This is a genomic window from Nonomuraea rubra (genome assembly GCF_014207985.1).
GTDB classification, from domain to species: domain Bacteria; phylum Actinomycetota; class Actinomycetes; order Streptosporangiales; family Streptosporangiaceae; genus Nonomuraea; species Nonomuraea rubra.
In genome coordinates this window covers 1,181,729-1,195,682 of record NZ_JACHMI010000001.1, presented here as the reverse complement: position 1 = coordinate 1,195,682, position 13,954 = coordinate 1,181,729, and the positions used below count along the sequence as shown (strand labels likewise).

At 72.0% G+C, this 13,954-nt stretch carries 12 protein-coding genes; 7 read left to right on the top strand and 5 right to left on the bottom strand.

From position 1 onward, the window contains the following. Positions 1–7 precede the first annotated feature (7 nt). The gene (locus tag HD593_RS05530) at positions 8–1,483 is read right to left on the bottom strand and encodes a PAS domain-containing sensor histidine kinase (RefSeq protein WP_185101022.1); all 1,476 of its coding nucleotides are present in this window, start codon (positions 1,481–1,483) and stop codon (positions 8–10) included. A 463-nt stretch (positions 1,484–1,946) separates the two neighbouring features. Here HD593_RS05530 and HD593_RS05525 point away from each other — a divergent pair, with 463 nt between their 5' ends. The 6 genes from HD593_RS05525 (at position 1,947) to HD593_RS05500 (ending at position 7,742) form a co-directional block, all read left to right on the top strand. Then, positions 1,947–2,666: a GntR family transcriptional regulator gene (locus HD593_RS05525; RefSeq protein WP_148442136.1), complete on the top strand. Its 720-nt coding sequence runs from the start codon at positions 1,947–1,949 to the stop codon at positions 2,664–2,666. After that, positions 2,663–3,382 (top strand): dethiobiotin synthase, encoded by a 720-nt coding sequence (gene bioD / locus HD593_RS05520; RefSeq protein WP_185101020.1) that lies wholly within the window; start codon positions 2,663–2,665, stop codon positions 3,380–3,382. Before HD593_RS05525 ends, bioD begins: the two co-directional genes overlap by 4 nt. 92 nt (positions 3,383–3,474) lie before the next feature. Continuing rightward, positions 3,475–4,635: a sensor histidine kinase gene (locus HD593_RS05515; RefSeq protein ID WP_185101019.1), complete on the top strand. Its 1,161-nt coding sequence runs from the start codon at positions 3,475–3,477 to the stop codon at positions 4,633–4,635. Continuing rightward, positions 4,626–5,282, top strand: coding sequence for a response regulator transcription factor (locus tag HD593_RS05510; RefSeq protein ID WP_185101018.1), 657 nt, complete (start codon positions 4,626–4,628; stop codon positions 5,280–5,282). The genes HD593_RS05515 and HD593_RS05510 overlap by 10 nt, the downstream gene beginning before the upstream one ends. A 5-nt stretch (positions 5,283–5,287) precedes the next feature. Then, positions 5,288–6,055: a DUF4097 family beta strand repeat-containing protein gene (locus HD593_RS05505; RefSeq protein WP_341850710.1), complete on the top strand. Its 768-nt coding sequence runs from the start codon at positions 5,288–5,290 to the stop codon at positions 6,053–6,055. A gap of 40 nt (positions 6,056–6,095) precedes the next feature. Beyond that, entirely contained in the window at positions 6,096–7,742 is a 1,647-nt protein-coding gene (locus HD593_RS05500; protein ID WP_185101016.1) for an acetolactate synthase, read from the top strand. Here the strand turns inward: HD593_RS05500 and HD593_RS05495 are convergent, their stop codons facing one another. Beyond that, the gene (locus HD593_RS05495) at positions 7,743–9,446 is read right to left on the bottom strand and encodes a serine/threonine-protein kinase (protein WP_185101015.1); all 1,704 of its coding nucleotides are present in this window, start codon (positions 9,444–9,446) and stop codon (positions 7,743–7,745) included. It lies immediately after the preceding gene. 243 nt (positions 9,447–9,689) lie between these two features. Here HD593_RS05495 and HD593_RS05490 point away from each other — a divergent pair, with 243 nt between their 5' ends. Further along, the gene (locus tag HD593_RS05490; protein WP_185101014.1) at positions 9,690–10,070 is read left to right on the top strand and encodes a thioesterase family protein; all 381 of its coding nucleotides are present in this window, start codon (positions 9,690–9,692) and stop codon (positions 10,068–10,070) included. A gap of 39 nt (positions 10,071–10,109) precedes the next feature. Here the strand turns inward: HD593_RS05490 and HD593_RS05485 are convergent, their stop codons facing one another. The 3 genes from HD593_RS05485 to HD593_RS05475 form a co-directional block, all read right to left on the bottom strand. After that, complete coding sequence (locus tag HD593_RS05485; RefSeq protein WP_185101013.1) at positions 10,110–11,405, bottom strand: HD-GYP domain-containing protein; 1,296 nt, start codon at positions 11,403–11,405, stop codon at positions 10,110–10,112. Further along, on the bottom strand, positions 11,402–12,757 hold the full coding sequence (locus HD593_RS05480; RefSeq protein ID WP_185101012.1) for an HD-GYP domain-containing protein: 1,356 nt from the start codon (positions 12,755–12,757) through the stop codon (positions 11,402–11,404). Before HD593_RS05480 ends, HD593_RS05485 begins: the two co-directional genes overlap by 4 nt. A 221-nt stretch (positions 12,758–12,978) precedes the next feature. After that, on the bottom strand, positions 12,979–13,920 hold the full coding sequence (locus HD593_RS05475) for an NAD-dependent epimerase/dehydratase family protein (protein WP_185101011.1): 942 nt from the start codon (positions 13,918–13,920) through the stop codon (positions 12,979–12,981). Between the last annotated feature and the right edge of the window lie 34 nt (positions 13,921–13,954).

The window sequence follows — 13,954 nt, the reverse complement described above, 5'->3', positions numbered from 1 at the left end:
CCGTCGTTCAGTTCGGCTGGAGCGGGAGCGGGATCGACAGGACGACCTCCGTGCCGCCTTCCAGGCGCGGCTCAATGGTGAGCCGCCCGGACAGCTCCCCCTCGACCAGCGTACGCACGATCTGCAGCCCCAGACTGGTGGAGCTGTCGAGGTCGAAGCCGCCGGGCAGGCCGCGGCCGTCGTCCCAGACGGTCACGTTCAGCCGCTCGTGCGCGGGCTCGACCACCACCTCCAGCCGCTTGGGCCGGCCGTGCTGCAGCGCGTTCTGCAGCAGCTCGGTCAGCGCCATGGCCAGCGGTGTGGCGATGAGCGAGGGCAGCACCCCGAACTCCCCCACCCTGCGCGGCGTTACGCCCACCTCGGGCGAGGACACCTCTCCCGCCATCGCGATCACCCGGTCGGCGATCTCGTCGAAGTCCACGAACTCCTCGGGCGCGTGCGACAGCGTCTCGTGCACGATCGCGATCGACCCGACCCGGCGCACCGCCTCCTCCAGCGCCTCCCGCCCCTCTGGCACCTGGAGCCGCCTCGCCTGGAGCCTGAGCAGCGCGGCCACGGTCTGCAGGTTGTTCTTGACCCGGTGGTGGATCTCGCGGATGGTGGCGTCCTTGGTCATCAGCTCGCGCTCGCGCCGCCGCAGCTCGGTCACGTCCCTGATGAGCACCAGCGCGCCGATGCGGCCGCCGCCGACGATCAGCGGGATGGCCCGCAGCTGCACGATCGTGCCGCCCGACTCGACCTCGGTCTCCTTGGCCGCGCGCCCGCTGGCCACGATCATGAGGTCCTCGTTGATCGGCTCGTCCGAGTAGCACAGCGTGGCGGTGACCCGGCCCAGCTCGGCGCCGACCAGGTCGGCGTGCAGGCCGAGCCGGCGGTAGGCGGACAGCGCGTTCGGCGACGCGTACGTGACGCGCCCGGCCCGGTCGAGCCTGAGCAGGCCGTCGCCGACGCGCGGCGAGCGCACCAGGATCGGCTCCTCGCCGGAGAACGGGAAGCGCCCCTCGGCCACCATCTGCGCCAGGTCGGAGGCGCTCTGCAGGTAGGTCAGCTCCAGGCGGGACGGCGTGCGGGCCGAGGAGAGGTTCGTGGAGCGCTGGATGACCGCCAGGAAGCGGCCCTCGCCGCCCTCGACCGCCCGGCGCACGGGGATGGTCTCCTCCCGGACGGGCACGCCGGTGGACCAGTCGGGGTCGCCCTCGCGGCAGATGCGGCGCTCGTTCCAGGCCGTGTCGATGAGGTTGCGCTCGCCCTTGGCGGCCACGGTGCCGACGATGTCGTCGTGGTAGACGGTCGGGCCGGTCGTCGGGCGCATCTGCGCGATCGCGATCCAGCCGCTCTCCCCCAGCAGCGGGGCCCACAGGATGAGGTCGGCGAAGGACAGGTCGGCCAGCAGCTGCCAGTCGGAGACCAGCGAGTGCAGCCAGTCGAGATCCGCCTCGTCGAGCGCTGTGTGGCGGGCTACGAGGTCGCTGAGAGTCGGCACGAGTGCATCATGCGTGCTTTCCCCCGCAACAACCAAACCGACTCCCGGTGAGACGGGCCGGGCTCGGGCCGGTAAGGGACGAGCAGGCAGTGTTCACGCCAGCGGCGGCATAGCACCATATGACGGGGGGTTCAATCTCATATTGTGAGAACCATCACAGGGTCGAAGTCGCCGGATCCCAGGACGGGACGGTGCGCGGCGAGCCGGAGGTGATCCACACGGGCAGGTGGTTCTACCGCGACACGGCGCGCGGACCGGCCTCGGTTGTGATCGCGCGCGCTGCTGTGGATATCCTTCACAATCAACCTGAGCTGCCCGGATCCGCGTGTGCTCACACCCGTACGCGCCCGGAGCCTGCGGGCGGCTCCAGCCCGCGGTTGACCGCCCGGGCCAAAGTGAGTTCCGATGATCTCGCGGTGATCAGACACGCCCTCACCGCCGTGGCAGAAGTGAAGGTGAGAGCGTGACAGACGACAGCCCCCGCGTTCCCAAGTACTACGACGTGAAACGGGCCCTGCTCGAGCTCACCAAGACCCTGCCCCCCGGCACGGCCCTGCCGCCCGAGCGCACGCTGGCCGTACGGTTCGAGACCTCGCGCACCACCGTCAGGCAGGCGCTGACCGAGCTGGTCGTCGAGGGGCGGCTGCTGCGCATCCAGGGCAAGGGCACGTTCGTGGCGCAGCCCAAGGTGGCCCAGGTGCTGCAGCTGACCTCGTACATCGGGGATCTGCGCACGGCCGGGCTGGAGCCGGACACCAAGATCCTGGAGATCGGCTACATCACCGCCGACGAGGCGCTCGCGCGGCGCCTGGCCATCAACCCGGGCGGCCGCGTGCTGCGCATCCACCGGCTCAGGCTGGCCAACGGCGAGCCGGTCTCGATCGACACCACCCACCTGTCCGCGCGCCGCTTCCCCCGCCTGCGGCGCGAGCTGGAGGTGCACGCCTCCCTGTACGAGACGCTGCACAACGCCTACAACGTACGGCTGACCGACGCCGAGGAGATCATCGAGACCGTCCTGGCCACCCCCTACGACGCCAAGGCGCTCGGCGTGGACGTCGGCCTGCCGATGCTCCTGCTCACCCGGCACGCCTTCGACGCCGACGGCAACCCCGTCGAGTGGGCGCAGTCGCTCTACCGCGGCGACCGGTACAAGTTCGTCACCCGCCTGCGCCGGCCATGAGCGTCCTCGTCGTCACGGGCACCGGCACCGGCGTCGGCAAGACGGTCGTGACGGCGGCGCTGAGCGCGCTGGCGCTGGCCCGCGGGTCCGCCGCGGCGGTGGTCAAGCCCGCCCAGACCGGGCTGGCGGCCGGCGAGCCAGGCGACGTGGACGAGGTCATCCGGCTGTCCGGCGTCACCACCACGTTCGAGCTCGGCCGCTTCCCCGCCCCGCTGCCGCCCGCAGCGGCCGCCAGGGCCGCCGGAGAGCCGCCCGTGTCGCTGTCCGCGGCCGCCGGGCTGGTGCGGGAGCTGGCCGAGAGCAACCGCCTGGTCGTCGTGGACGGCGCCGGCGGGCTGCTCGACCGCTACGACGAGGAGGGCGCCACCCTCGCCGACCTGGCCCGCGCCCTGCGCGCGCAGGTCCTCGTCGTCGTACGGCCCTGCCGCGACACCGTCAACCACACCGCGCTCACCCTGGAGTCGCTCGCCCACCACGGCCTCGACCTGGCCGGGATCGTCATCGGACGGTGGCCGGCCACGCCGGGCCCCACCGCGTGCGGCAGCGTGACGGACCTGGAGATGCTGGCGGCCAGGCCGCTGGCCGGCGTGCTGCCCGACGGGCTGGGCGGCCTGCGCGGGCGCCACGAGTTCGCCGAGGCGGCCCGCGAGGGGCTGGGCGCCACGCTGGGCGGCACCTTCGACCCGCTGGCCTTCAGGCAGCGCCACAGCCTCTGACCCGCGGGTCCTGAGGGTGGGGCTAGCCCCACCATGCACCGGCACACCAGACCCATTTCGCGTCCTCGCTCCAGGTCAATACCGTTGAAGACATGAGAGTCCCCCGTCCCTGGTCGGCGCGGGCCTGGCTGGACACGGCCCATGTGATGATCGGTTTCCCGGTCGCCGTGCTGCTCGGCGGGCTCACGCTGCTGACGGCCGTGGCGCCGCCGCTGCTGAAGCGCGCCCTGCCGTGGTTCACCAGGGTCCAGCGCTCGCGGTTGCGCGCCTTCCAGGGCGTGCTCATCCCGCCCGTGCCCGCCCCGGCGAGCTGGCGCGACCCGCTGACGTGGCGGCAGATCGGCTACCACCTGCTGTCGCCGGTGGTGGGGGTGGCCGGTGCGGCCCTGGTGGCGTTCGCGTGGGGCGGGGCGGTGGTGGGGCTGCTGGCGTTCCTGCCGCCGAAGCTGCAGAAGCCGCCGCTGGAGTTCATGATCGATCTCAGGGACAACCGGGTGATGGGGACGTACATGCTGGTGGGGCTGGCGTTGCTGGTGCTCGCGCCGCTCCTGGCCCGTGGCATGGCCGCGCTGGACCTGTCGGTGGCCCGCACGCTGCTCGGGCCCAGCCGTACGGAGCTGGGGCAGCGCATCGAGACGCTGACCGAGAGCCGGGCCGGTGTGATCGACGCGGCCGACGCCGAGCGCCGCAGGATCGAGCGCGACCTGCACGACGGCGCCCAGCAGCGGCTCGTCTCCCTGGCCATGAACCTGGGCCTGGCCAGGGCCACCCTGACCGACCTGCCCGAGCCGGCCCGCGAGGCCATCGAGCAGGCGCACGAGGAGGCCAAGCAGGCGCTCAAGGAGCTGCGCGACTTCGTCCGCGGCCTGCACCCCGCCGTGCTCAACGACCAGGGGCTGGACGCGGCACTGTCGGGCGTGGCGGCCCGTACGCCCATTCCCGTGAAGCTGCGCGTCGACATCGAGCGGCGTACCACTCCGACCATCGAGGCGGTGGCGTTCTTCATCGTGTCCGAGGCACTGACCAACATCGCCAAGCACGCGGCGGCCACCAGGGCCGAGGTGAGCGTGCGGCGCGAGCGCGACCGCCTGCACGTGCTCGTCTACGACGACGGGTGCGGCGGTGCCAGGATGGACGGCGGAACCGGGCTGCGCGGCCTGGCCCAGCGGATCGACTCCGTGGACGGGACGCTACGGCTGTCCAGCCCGCTGGGCGGACCGACGACGATCGAGGTGGAGCTGCCGTGCGAGTAGTGCTCGCAGAGGATTCCGTGCTGCTGAGGGAGGGCCTGATCCGGCTCCTGGCCGCCGCGGGCATGGAGGTGGTGGCGGCCGTGGACGAGGCCGAGGGCCTGCTGCGAGCCGCCGAGGAGCACAGGCCCGAGCTGGTCGTCACCGACGTCAGGATGCCGCCCACGCACACCGACGAGGGGCTGCGGGCCGCGCTCGTGCTGCGCCGCCAGCAGCCGGGCCTGGCCGTGCTGGTGCTGTCCCAGTACGTCGAGGAGCGCTACGCCGCCCAGCTCCTCGCCTCCGCCTCGGCAGGCGGCGTCGGCTACCTGCTCAAGGACCGCGTTGCGGACGTGGCGGAGTTCATCGACGCGCTGCGCAGGGTGGCCTCCGGCGGCACCGCGCTCGACCCGGAGGTCGTGGCCCAGCTCCTGCTGCGCGGCAACAGCGACCCGCTGGAGCGGCTCACGCCGCGCGAGCACGAGGTGCTCAGGCTGATGGCCGAGGGCCGCTCCAACGCCGGCATCGGGCAGGCCCTGGTGCTCAGCGAGGGGGCCGTGGGCAAGCACATCGGCAACATCTTCACCAAGCTCGACCTGCCGCCCGCCGAGGGCGACCACCGGCGGGTGCTCGCCGTGCTGCAGTTCCTCAAGATCCGGAGCCTGCCGTGAGAGCCATGTGGCTGGCGGCGGGCGCCGTGGCCACCGTGGTCGCGCTGACGCTGTCCACGGTGGGGCTCTGGCACGGGTTCTCCAGGGCCAGGACACCGACGGACGTCACCGTCCGGTCCATCCCGTTCGACGGCGAGAAGCTGCGGATCCTGGCCGGCAAGGGCCAGGTGGACCTGGTGATCATGTCGGGGCAGGCGGGCGAGGTGCTCATCCAGCGGGCGCTGCGCTGGACGCGCGACAGGCCCACGGTCACCGAGGACTGGGACGCCCGCTCGGGCACGTTGCGGGTCGACGCGGTGTGCCCAGGCCACGACCAGCCGACGGGGCCGGTCTGCCGGGCCGACTACGTGGTGCAGGTGCCGCCCGAGACCACCCTCGAGGCCCGCACCTCCGGGGGCGACCTCTCGGTGGGCGAGCTGTTCGGCGACCTGCGCCTGACCACCGTCTCCGGCAACGTCCGCGCCAACGCCCTGGCAGGCGACCTCTGGGTGCGGACCGGCACGGGCAACGTGGACGGAGACGGCCTGCGCAGCTCGCGGGCCGACGTGGAGGTCGGCTCGGGGGACGTCAAGCTGACGTTCCGCAGCGCTCCCTCCGAGGTCAAGGCGGTCGTGCGGACAGCGGGCGACGTCACCATGTACGTGCCGCCGAGCCTGTACGACGTGACGGCCGAGGGCGCCAACACCACGCTCGACGTCAAGCGCTCCTCCGGCGCGTCAAGGAAGATCACCATGCGGGCCACCGAGGGATTCGTGAGCGTGTGCTGCCGGTGAAAGTCTGTTTACGTGTGTGACTGGTTGGTAAGTTCCCGGCATGGAGTCTGCGAAGCACGCCGGTGACGCCGCCGTCGCCGTGTCCAAGGCCTACGGTGTCGAGACCATGTTCACCCTGTCGGGAGGGCACGTCTTCCCGATCTACGACGGCGCCGTGCACGAGGGCATGCGCATCCTCGACGTACGCCACGAGCAGAGCGCGGTCTTCGCCGCCGAGGCGACCGCCAGGCTGACCAGGAACCCCGGCCTGGCCGTGCTGACCGCGGGCCCCGGCATCACCAACGGCGTCAGCGGCGTCGCGACCGCCCACTTCAACGGCTCCCCCGTGGTCGTCCTGGGCGGCAGGGCGCCGCAGTCCCGCTGGGGCAGCGGTGCCCTGCAGGAGATGGACCACCCGCCGCTGCTCGACCCGATCACCAAGCTGTCGTTCACCGCCGCGGGCGCCGAGTCGGTCGGCCAGGACGTCGAGGTCGCCTTCCGCACGGCGGTCGCGCCGCACCGCGGCCCGGTCTTCCTCGACTTCTACATGGACCACCTGTTCTCCCCCTCGCCGGTCCACGAGGTGCGCACCCAGTCGCCGTCGCCGCTGGAGCCCGACCCCGACGACCTGGCGGGCATCGCGCGGCTGCTGGCCGAGGCCGAGCGCCCCGTGCTGGTGTACGGCTCCGACGTGTGGATGGACCGCGCCGAGGAGGCCGCCCGCGACTTCGCCGAGACGTGGCGGCTGCCGGTCATCCCCAACGGCCAGGGGCGCGGCATCCTGCCGTCCGGCCACGAGCTGCTCGTCACCCGGGCCCGCGGCCTCGCCTTCGCCCAGGCCGACCTGGTGATCGTGGTCGGCACGCCGCTCGACTTCCGCCTCGGCTACGGCTGGTTCGGCGGCAAGGACGGCGCGCCGCTGGCCAGGGTCGTGCACATCGCCGACGCGCCCTCGCAGCTCGCCACGCACATGCAACCGGCCGCGTCCGCCGCCGGCGACCTGTCGGTGGTGTTCTGGAGCCTCGGCACGGCCTGCGGCGAGGCGGGGGTCAAGCCCGACTCGTACGCCACGTGGGTGACGAAGCTGTCCGAGGCGGCCGCCGCGGCCATCGCCGGCGACGCTGAGCTGCTGGCCTCCGGCTCCGACCCGATCCACCCGATGCGCATCTACGGCGAGCTGAACCGGGTGCTCGACGACGACGCCGTGGTCATCGGCGACGGCGGCGACTTCGTCTCCTACGCCGGCAAGTACGTCGAGCCGAAGCAGCCGGGCAACTGGCTCGACCCCGGCCCGTACGGCTGCCTGGGCACCGGCCTGGGCTACTCCATCGCCGCCCGCCTGGCCAGGCCGTCCTCGCAGGTGGTGCTGCTGCTCGGCGACGGCGCCGCCGGGTTCTCGCTGATGGACGTCGACACCCTCGTCCGCCACAACCTGCCGGTCGTGATGATCTGCGGCAACAACGGCATGTGGGGCCTGGAGAAGCACCCCATGCAGATGTTGTACGGCTACGACGTGGCCGCCGAGCTGCAGCCGCAGTGCCGCTACGACCAGGTCGTCACCGCGCTCGGCGGGGGCGGCGAGCTGGTGACGAAGCCGTCGGAGATCGGGCCCGCGCTGCGCAGGGCGTTCGACTCCGGCGTGCCGTACCTGGTCAACATCGCCACCGACCCGCAGATCGCCTACCCCCGCAACACGACGGGGGTGTGACTACGACTTCTTCACCGTGGGGGTGGGGGTCGTCGGGGTGGGCGTGGGCGAGGCGTCCTCGGGGCAGACACTGTCGACGACGACCAGGGTGACCGTGGTGCCCTTGGTCACCGACTTGCCCGCGCCCGGCGTGGACGCCTTGACCCTGCCGCAGCGCATGCCGTCGGTCGTGGTCGTCTGGTCGTCCAGGGTGGACAGCAGGCCGGCCGCCTCGACCATGTCCACCGCTTCGAGGTAGCGCTTGCCGATCACGTTCGGCATCAGCACCTTGTTGGCGGACGTGGTCGGGGTGGGCGTCTTCGACGTCGACGGGGTGGACGAGGGCGTGCTGGACGGCGTCTTCGTCGGCTCCTCGGTCTCGTCCGGGGTCTGCGTGGGCTGCGGGTCCCGGGTGGGGGGCCTGGACTGCCTCGTCGGCTCGGGTTCGGGCTCGGGCTCAGAGGTCTTGGACGGGGCCTTGGACGGCGGCTTGGTGGTCTTCGTGGCGTTGCCGACGGGGGTTTCGCTCACCGTCTGCTCCGGGCCGCCGATGGGCATGCCCGTCAGCGCGACCGCGGTGGCGCCCACGCCGAGCACGACCGCGGCGGCGATGCCCGCGATCAGGCCCGTCCTGCGCGGCGCCTTGGCCGCGCGGCGGCTCCCGCGCCGGTCGCTGATCGCCGTGTCCTCGTGCGCCGTCCTGGCGCCCGTCTGGTACGGGCCGGCGTCCTGCTGCCCGGGCTGCTGGAACTGGCCGGTCTGCTGGTACTGCTGGCCGGTCTGGGCGTACTGCTGGCCCGTCTGCGGGTACTGCTGCTGTCCGGGGGGCTGCTGGTGCTGCTGGACCGGCTGCTGCTGCGGGGGCTGGGCCATGGTGGAGCCGGTGGCCAGCTCGGGCACGGCGGGCGCCTGGCCGCTGGCGATCGCCCTGGCGGCCTCGCTCATCGCGCGGGCGCTCGGGTAGCGCCTGGCCGGGTCCTTGGACAGGGCGATCTCCACCAGCGTGCGCACCGACTGGGGGATGTCCTGGGGCAGCGGGGGCGGGGCCTCGCGGATGTGCTTGAGCGCGATCGTGACCGCGCTGTCGCCGTCGAACGGCCGCTGGCCCACCAGGCACTCGTACGCGACCACGCCGAGCGCGTAGATGTCCACGGCGGGCGTCACGGGGGCGCCTTCGGCCTGCTCGGGGGCGCAGTAGGCGGCGGTGCCGAGCACCATGCCGGCGTCGGTGAGCCGGCTGGCGATGTCGGAGCGGGCGATGCCGAAGTCGGTCAGGACGAGCGTGCCGTCGCGCTGCACGAGCAGGTTGCCGGGCTTGACGTCGCGGTGGACGATCCCCTGGTCGTGTACGGCCTGCAGCGCCGACGCGGCCTGCGCGATGAGCTCCATGGCCGCCTGCGGCGGGATGCGCCCCAGCCTGCCGAGCAGCCGGTCGAGCGGCTCGCCGTCGACGAACTTCATCACCAGGTAGACGGTGTCGCCGCTGACGCCGTAGTCGTAGACGTCGACCACGCCGGAGTGGTTGATCGTGGCCATCGCCCGCGCCTCCCCCTGGAAGCGAGCGACGAACCCGGGGTCCTCCATGCGGCCGGGGAGCAGCACTTTGACGGCGACGGTGCGTGCGAGCACGACGTCCTCGCCTCGCCACACCTCGCCCATGCCACCGGCGCCGATGCGGGTATCCAGCCGATACCGCCCAGCCAGCGTCGTCCCTTGGGCCACCATGATTCCCCCGCTACCCCCCTACATCCCGGAACCCAATTACCTCGCCCACCCCGCGGATCTCCAACAAAGCGAAGTTTTGTCGCGGTGAGGTAACACAGTGGTCACGGAACTCAGAGAGTGTACGACTCACCTGACCCACATGCCACTCAAATGCCTCAAGCCGTACAAAGCCTATCCTGGGGCCTTCCAGCCGCACTTGTCCGCGTTTCCGGGAAGTCGGCGGCCTCATGAGAGGCTCGTCCCATGACGCTCACGCCAGGTCTCCGTGCCCAACTGCTCATCGTGGTCGAGATGGAGGACACCGCGAAGCGGATCGGCAGCGGAGACGTTCCCGTGCTGGCCACGCCCCGGTTGCTCGCCCTGGCCGAGGCGGCGACCGTACGCGCCGTCGAGCGGCACCTCGCGCCCGGCGAGACGTCCGTCGGCACCCGGGTCGAGCTGGAGCACCTGGCCGCCAGCCCGCTCGGCACGCACGTGCAGGTCGGCGTGGAGCTGACCGAGGTGGACGGCCGGCGGCTGGTCTTCGCGTTCGAGGCGCACGACAAGCACACCGTGGTCGGCAAGGGCACGATCGAGCGGATCGTGGTCGACCGTGCCAGGTTCCTCGCCCGCGCCACTCGCTGAGGGCGATCGGATCGCCTTCTCCGGATCACTCCGCTGATCTCACACGCGCCCGCGGTCGATCACCCGGGCGAGCGCCTCGACCGCGTGAGGATCGTACGCGCTGCCCGACGACAGCCGGATCCGCTCCAGCGCCGCCCCGCCGCGGTCACGGTCGGTGGAGGGCCCGACCAGGTCGTCGTAGGCGTTGGCGACCTTGATGATGCGGCTCGACAGCGGCGGGTCATCGGTGATCGGGTCGCACTGCCTGCTGACCACCTCGGCCACCCGGTCGAGCACGCCCGTCTGCCTGATCACCTCGGCGCCCAGCTCGGCGATGCGGCGGGCCTGCTCGGGCTCGGTCAGCACGGTCGCGCCGCCGGGGATCGGGTCGCGCAGCGAGAGCTGGCCGATGTCGTGCATCAGCGCGGCGTACTCCAGCTCCAGCAGCTCGGGCTCGGCCATGCCGAGCTCCCTGCCGATGGCCACGGCCAGGCGGCTCACCCGGCGCGAGTGCCCCGGCTCGACGTAACCGCCCACCTCGGTGACCCGCGACAGCGCGCGTACGGTCTGCAGGTAGGTCGCCCTGATCCCGGCGTACTTGCGGAAGGCGACCTGCGTGACCAGCAGCGGCGCCGCGAACACCAGCAGCGCCACCAGGTCCATGCTGTGCGTGGCCAGGGCGAGCAGCACGCCCGACGAGGCCACCGCGGCGCCCAGCGGGAAGGCCATGTTGATCTCGTCGCGCACCGCCACCCTGAACGCCGTGCGCACCTGCTCGGCCCGCAGCAGCGCGGCGATCAGCACGTCGATGAGCAGGGTGATCGCGATGAGCGCGACCATGACCATGAGCGCCGGCCACCACGTCTGGGTCGGCGGCTTGGTCATCAGGTAGAGCGGCTCCGCCAGCGGCCGGAACGCGAAGGCCAGCAGCGCGCCGGTGAGCAGCCGTCTGGCCATCGCGTCGAGCCGCGGCGGGCGGCCCACGGCCAGGTGCGGGAGCGCCCCCGCCGTCATGCCCACGGCGATCACGGCCACGACCTGCAGCGCCGAGTGCTCCAGCGGGACCTGGCTGAGGTCGAGCAGCAGCGTGTAGCCCAGCGCGGCGGCGGCGCCGATCGGCGCGACCTCCCTGTTGCCCGGCATGGTGAGCCTGGCCAGCTCGCCGACCGCGATCAGCGCGCCGAACCCGACCGCGATCTCCGGCCGCTCCAGCCCGACCGCCGCCGTGTGCGCCACGCCCGCCAGCGCGACCAGCCCGGCCGCGCAGATGAGCAGGAGCTGGCCGGAGTCGAGGCGGCGCAGGACCGTGTTCAGCGACCGCCCGGAGGTGCGCCTGACGCGCTCAGTGGTGATCATGAGCCGGTCACGACCTGGATGGGCATGGTCGGGTCGTCGTGGTCCTTGATCGTCGCTTCCGCGTCGTCGGGCGGCGGCTCGTCCACCCGGCGCGGCGGCTGCCACGGCTCGTGCTCCAGCGCGCGGATGAAGGCCGCCACCATCACCGGGTCGAAGTGCGTGCCCGCGCTCTTGCGCAGCTCCTCGACGGCCTCGGGGACGGGCCTGGCGCCGCGGTAGGAGCGGTCGGAGGTCATCGAGTCGAACGCGTCGGCCACCGCGATCACCTTGGCGAACTCGGGGATCTCGTCACCGGCCAGCCCCATCGGATAGCCGGTGCCGTCGTGCTTCTCGTGGTGGTGCATGATCCCGGCGTACGCCTCGTCGAGGAAGCCGATGCCCCTGACGATCTCCAGCCCGCGCATCGGGTGCAACTGGATCGCGGCGAACTCCTCCTCGGTCAGCGGCCCGTCCTTCTGCAGCACCTTCGTGGGCACGCCGAGCTTGCCCACGTCGTGCAGCATGCCGGCGTAGCGGATGGCACGCACGCGCTCCAGCCCCATGCCGATCTCCTGGGCGATCATCGAGGAGGCGTGGGAGACGCGCGTGCAGTGGCCCCTGGTGTAGTAGTCCTTCGTCTCCACGGCCTGGCAGAGCGCGGCGATCGTGGCGTCGTACGAGCGCTGCTGCGCGTGGTACTGGCCGAACGCCCAGCGCGCCACGAACAGCGGCAGCAGCACCAGCACCGCCGAGATCGACGCCACCGTGGCCCACAGGCCGGCCACCAGCAGCCCGAACGTCCCGTAGCCCAGGTAGGACAGCAGGAACTGGGCCATGCCGCGCATCGGCACCTCGGTGGCCCGCACCTGGGTGGCCAGCCCGATGATGGTGAGCGTGAGCGCGATGTTGAGCGGCACGAAGACGGCCGTGGCGGCGGCGTACGGGCCGATGAGGTCGTCGAAGGCGTTGACCTCGGGCACGCCCACGCTGCCGTCCAGCGCCTCGTAGACGCGCCCCGCGACGTAGCCGCAGATGGCGAACTGCGCGCCGTTGAACAGCCGTTTGATCAGCGGCAGCCCCGGCCGCACGCTGAGCACGGCGGTCAGCCCCACAAGGGCCGCGCCCTCGGGGCCGAGCAGCACCACGGCGGCGAGCGAGGCGGAGAAGCTCACCGACACGGCGAACTGCTCCACGTTGAGCAGCGTCGGCATCGACTCGCACACCAGGAACAGCAGGGCGAGCACCAGGAGGATGTCCAGGTCCTCCGTGGCCACGGGCGCGCCCGAGACGACCACGCCGCGTACGACGAGTGCGGCCGCCGCACCGATCACGGCGACCAGATAGACCCTTGCGGGCCACGGCAGATCACGCATTGCGGCCCCCCACGGCGATCAGGTCCAGGACACCCCAGGAGGAAACGCTCCGCCGATCAGCATGATCACCGGAGTGACCAGAAGGATGGCCGTGAGCAACCGGGTGACCGTAGCCTTGAACATCCACATGCCTCCACGTCGACTTGTGGGGTTCACGCTACAGAACCGGGCGTGGCCACATGGGCGGAGTCGGAAATCGCAAGCAAAGCGTAATCAAGCCACTACTTCGCGCGACGGCCCGCGGCCCACTCGACGGTCTTCTTCACGCCGGTCGACAGGTCCGTACGCGGCTGCCAGCCGAGCCCCTCGTGGGCGGGCACCGGATCGACCGCCATCGCCGGCAGGTCGCCCACGCGCGGCGGCGCGAAGCCGGGCTTGTCCTGGGCGCCCGCGGCGTCGGCGATCAGCGAGTGCAGCCGCCGGTCGGTGGTCTGGATGCCGGTGCCGAGGTTGAAGCGGCGGCCGTTGCCGTCGGCGCCGCACGCCCTGACGAAGCCGTCGACCACGTCGCCGACGAAGACGTAGTCGCGGGTCTGGGTGCCGTCGCCGTACAGGACCGTGGGTGTGCCGTTGAGCAGGGCGTCGGTGAAGATGGCCACCACGCCGGCCTCGCCGTCGGGCGATTGGCGCGGGCCGTAGACGTTGGAGAGCACCAGCGTCGTGTACTCGATGCCGTACAGCGCGCGGAACGTGGCGAGGTAGATCTCGCCGCTGAGCTTGGAGGCGGCGTACGGCGAGCGCGGGTCAGGCGCCGCGTCACCGGGCACGGGGATCGAGGCGGGACGGCCGTAGACGGCCACCGACGAGGCGAACACCACCTTGCGCGTTCGCCCCTCGTGGGCGGCGTTCAGCACGGCGGCCGTGCCCTCGACGTTCAGCCTGGCGTCGTGCGCCGGGTCGGTCACGCTCTTGCGCACGCTGATCTGCGCGGCCAGGTGGCAGACGACCTCCGGCTGCAGCTCGGCCATCAGCCCGATCAGCGCCGGGTCCCTGATGTCCATCTCGTGCAGCCGGAACCGGTCGCTGCGCGCGGCGTCGGCCAGGTTGTCGCGGGTGCCGGAGGACAGGTCGTCCACGACGTGCACCTCGTGCCCGTCGGCCAGGAGGCGATCGACGAGATTCGAACCGATGAAGCCGGCACCCCCGGTGACCAGAACACGCATGCAGCCGATCCTAGTCGGCCCGCCCTTCCGGTCG

Excerpts from the sequence above, each read along its gene's own strand:
- HD593_RS05500 (WP_185101016.1), top strand. The coding sequence starts at position 6,096 with ATGGAGTCTGCGAAGCACGCCGGTGACGCCGCCGTCGCCGTGTCCAAG.
- bioD (WP_185101020.1), top strand. The coding sequence starts at position 2,663 with ATGAGCGTCCTCGTCGTCACGGGCACCGGCACCGGCGTCGGCAAGACG.
- HD593_RS05480 (WP_185101012.1), bottom strand. The coding sequence starts at position 12,757 with ATGCGTGATCTGCCGTGGCCCGCAAGGGTCTATCTGGTCGCCGTGATC.
- HD593_RS05490 (WP_185101014.1), top strand. The coding sequence starts at position 9,690 with ATGACGCTCACGCCAGGTCTCCGTGCCCAACTGCTCATCGTGGTCGAG.
- HD593_RS05495 (WP_185101015.1), bottom strand. The coding sequence starts at position 9,446 with ATGGTGGCCCAAGGGACGACGCTGGCTGGGCGGTATCGGCTGGATACC.
- HD593_RS05485 (WP_185101013.1), bottom strand. The coding sequence starts at position 11,405 with ATGATCACCACTGAGCGCGTCAGGCGCACCTCCGGGCGGTCGCTGAAC.
- HD593_RS05475 (WP_185101011.1), bottom strand. The coding sequence starts at position 13,920 with ATGCGTGTTCTGGTCACCGGGGGTGCCGGCTTCATCGGTTCGAATCTC.
- HD593_RS05505 (WP_341850710.1), top strand. The coding sequence starts at position 5,288 with ATGTGGCTGGCGGCGGGCGCCGTGGCCACCGTGGTCGCGCTGACGCTG.
- HD593_RS05515 (WP_185101019.1), top strand. The coding sequence starts at position 3,475 with ATGAGAGTCCCCCGTCCCTGGTCGGCGCGGGCCTGGCTGGACACGGCC.